The sequence below is a fragment of the Leptospira limi genome (genome assembly GCF_026151395.1).
GTDB classification, from domain to species: Bacteria; Spirochaetota; Leptospiria; order Leptospirales; family Leptospiraceae; genus Leptospira_A; species Leptospira_A limi.
In genome coordinates, this window is sequence record NZ_JAMQPV010000010.1 from 1 (window position 1) to 4289 (window position 4289).

Sequence of the window (4289 nt, forward strand, 5' to 3'; positions counted from 1 at the left end):
AACTTTTGTCTATCTTGTGCTTCATTTATGTTGAGCATAGCCCAGTCAAATTCTTGCATGCTGAACCCTGCAGGTCCCATAGAAGCTATATTCACACCATCATATTGGACAGAACTTGTGAGTCCGTTGCGGTCCAGGTTTAAGTTTAACCCTGCCTTGTTATACCAATTTCCTTGACCAGGGATTGTATAACTTGCTCCAGCTGATGCCATCCCTTGTTGGATATCATAATTCAAGCTATAGTTGAACCCTTCTCTCGGCCCACGCCCTTCATTGTAATTAAGTCCAATTTGGGTAGATCCTTCACTATGAGAAAGAGTAACTTGGGAATCTTTAGTCCATCCATAACTTGCATCTAATGTGGTAGCTCCATGTTGGTAGAATCCAACACTTGCATTGGTCGTACTATTTCCAATTCCAATCATCCCACCATAACCACGATCTTTGTCGTAGCTAATTCCTAGTCCTACTGCGGATTGGGAAAATATTCCCATATCAGTACCAAAATCAAATGTGCCTGTTGCTCCCAAATAACCTAACACAGCATTCCCTGCTCCAGCAGCTATCCCATCGATTCCATTTCTGGATCCGTCTACGACTTGTACTGCCCCACGAACAATGACATTAAAAACTTTTTCAGATTTCTCCGCAAAATTAGCAATTTGAGATGCAATTTCACCTATTTGTCCAGCTGCACCAGCTAATTGCCCAGCAAGAGCAGCAATTCCAGTTGGTAATATAAACGAAGCTGCCAGTTTTGCAGTATCTCGTATGGCATCTGCTTGGACTTTCTTATCTGTCTTTCTTTGTTCATACTTTCCATATTCTTTTCGTACAATGGAGTTTACAATGTCCTTATCCCAGCCTTGTGCCTTGGCAATGGCAGTCACAAGAGCTTGTTGTCCTAACTCTTTGGCAATTCCTTCTTTATCACTTAACTTCAATACATTGGTTTGGTAAGACAATCCAGGACCAGACATACCCCATAATTGATTCGCTCCTGCAAGTGCTGCTTTCTCTCCATAAGTTGTATTCACATTACCTGCAAACATTAACCGATTTGCATCCTTTAGTGATGCCGCAAAGTCTCTATCCTTCATACCAAACGCATTGAAGGCTGTCTTAACAATCCCACCCACTACTCCAACTGCTTGGTCTAACACTCCCCATCTTGCATTGTTTGCTTTTCTTACCCGTGCTGCATCTCTGGCTCCAAGAAAGTCTGTACTTTGTTGGCTTACCAATTCTAGGGAGATTCCACTTCCTTCAGAGATAGCTCTATCCACATAACTCTTTGCCATAGCACGCTCGTTAGCCTTGATCTCAACAAGCCGGTCCTTCCTTGCTGTCACCCGGTCCATTGTAGAATTATACTGTTTGTCCCCTACTATCTCTTTTGTGATTGCAAGTCCGACTCCGGTAAAAGTTGTTAAGATCGGTCCAAAAAGTGGCAATTGAGTATACATAGAAATTATCGGATTAAACATTTTATTCAATGCTCTTTCTATACTACCACCGAGATCATTCACAGAGTAGTAATTCTCTCTAGCCTTGATCTTATTCTGTTCGATCCTTCCACGAACAAAGCTGAACGCATCAGACATCCTTTGCAGGTCTTCCATCGATCCACCTGTCGCTCGGATAAATGCTTCCGCTAAACTAGAATTGATCTTATCCTCTACTTTCCCCTTTATGGCTGCCTGCATACCAGCCATTCCACCGGTCAAATAAGCTAATGCTAATTCTTTTAATAAGGCTTCCTGGCTCTTTATCCCATCCACTGTCGTTTGGAATTTTTTCTCATTATATGTTTCTATCTTGCGAATTGATGTAACTGCGTTCTGTGCCGTTTTGTTTACTGCTACTAAATCAACTTCATAAAATGCTTTTAATTTTTCTGAGGACTGAGTGCTAAAATTTTCCCAATCAGATTGTCCCCATGTATCAAACAAATCCTTGCCCTTAGGTGCCATCACAGACATTACCTGCGCTAGATTGAATTTTCTAGTTTCTACCTGTGTCCCGTTAAAAAAGTTTTCCCCTTCTCGGCGTAATATTTGTCCGTTATTAATAACACGCGTTAAAGTTGCTACATTCGTCTGCTTATCGATCGTATAATCAAAATCTTTGCGTAGTAAATTCTTTCCATTTGATGTCATACACTTCGCAGGATCTTCATAACAACTTCCAAATTGTTCCTTCTCTGCCTGACTCAAACTCTCATAATCTTTAAAGATCCCTAACTTGATCTCTTCCGATCGATCAAGTTTCCTAACTACCTTACCTTCCTTGTATTCATAACCCAAACTACTCAACTCATCGAGTCTTCCCTTATGAACAACATCAGAGAAACAATCTTTTTTTGGATCCGCTTTGGCCTGGCACTTCTCCATCTCCAATTGGTATCTGGCGCTGTTGGTTAATTCTTTTAAGATTCTATTGATTGCTGCTTCGTCGTTTAAGCCTGTATCTTTATACTGGCCATCTACCATCGTTCCAATCTCTACTGACGAATACTCTATATTCCAACTGTTGCGATTCAGCATCTTCTCTTGCTCTCGGAATGCAAGTTCCCTGTTGCTATCATTTACAGATATTAACTGTGAGTATTGGTAGATACCTGTAGTTGTCCCTTGGATAATGGAACTAAATTCCTTTCCTCCAATCTCCAAACTCGTGCTAACTGACTTCTGATTGAACGCTCCAAGTAAGGTGTAACTTCCTGTGTTCGACTCCCCTGCTTGCAATCTTGTCGTTGCATTCAAAAAGGAATCAACTGGTTGGTCCGTGAATGTAAATCCCTGATTCGCGATACTCTCTATCTTTGTGGTAAAACTATCCACGAGTGTGCTTAGTCCCACGGGTCTAGTTACTGATGCATTACTTCCTGTCGAAATAGCTCGGATCTCTGTTCTTACGTCTGTTAGTGCTGCTTTACCTGACTGAGCATTGGCACTTAACTCTGACCATTGGAGGTACCCGTCTCTATATTCATTTTGTGAATTTGCTATCCACGCTTGTCTCTCTGCTTCTAGAGATGCTAAAGATGCCTCGTAATCTGCTTGTGCCTTGTCCTTTGCTATTTGAGCTTGTGCCTTCCATTCCGTATAAAATTTGTCATAGTTCGCTACTTGGGCTTCCCAATTTTGTACTGCTGGTAAAATCTCAGTATTATATTTTCCCACCTGACCTTGCATAGATGAGTCTATACCTTGCCAATAATTCGCCTGCGATTCAATCGCTACGTCTTTCACACTGTAAGAAATTGCAAGTGCCACACTATCCATTTGGTGTTGATCCACTATACAACCGACACCAAGAGCACATCGTAGCGCTGCCCATTGGTTCCAGCCTGTTTGTCCTGGAAGTCCAAAAAAAGCATAGTTGTTAGCACCTGCTAACATATTTCCTTCAGTTCCACTGCGATCTAAGTAAGCAAGTTGGAATCCTAAAATTTTTGCATTATTTCTCTGTTCGATATCTCTTGCAAAAGCATTTGCTAAGTGAATTTGGGTTAACTCTTTTCCAGGTCCAAGGAATCCTCGAAGAACATTACTAAGTTGCGTATAACTTGAATCCTGATTGTTATAATCCTTTTGTAGGGCATCGACAAGGCTCAATAATTGCCAATTATTGTCTCCTTCCCCTGTCCACCAACTCGCAGTCGTCACACTTGACCAATAATCAAACCCACCATACCTTACCGATGACTCTAAATTCGCTTTTGTTCCGCTGGAATATTGATAACCGCTATCATATGCATTATCAGAAAGAACATACTGCACAAATGGATTTGTTTGGAGTGATGTTACCCAAGGATTATACTTATTAAACTCCGAATCTGCTCCGATTTGTTGGTCCGATAAAAAATCTCGCATCTGCTGAGAAAACAATGTCAATTCCATCGTTGGATTTAACGTGTTATCATTTAGCTTCGGTTTGATTAAATCCACTAAGCTTTGTAGCTTCTGCCCCGCCTGGTTCAAATTATTATTTGAATCCCTGTATACGCAGCCATATCGCTCCGCACATGACTTAGCGAGTTCCTCTTCGAAGCTCGTGATCACAGAGCGGATGCTATCCTTCACAAAACTTTTGTATTCATTAATCGCGTTTAGGTTGGCTTGGAAGGCTTGGTCATTTGCATCTATTGAGTTTAGTAAATTCTGATAATTGCTCTCTATATTTCCAAAGGCTGTTGTAAAATCATTGATCCCTTGTTGGAAATTCAAATTAAAGTTTTGTGACCAACTGTTCGCTGCTGCCTGGATTTCACTTTGTAAACGTTG

1 protein-coding gene is annotated in these 4289 nt (G+C 41.1%); it reads right to left on the reverse strand.

Features of this window, described 5'->3' with window-relative positions:
- Positions 1–4289 (reverse strand): TIGR04388 family protein (locus tag ND812_RS18290; protein WP_265376749.1); only part of this gene is annotated, 4289 nt, incomplete at both ends.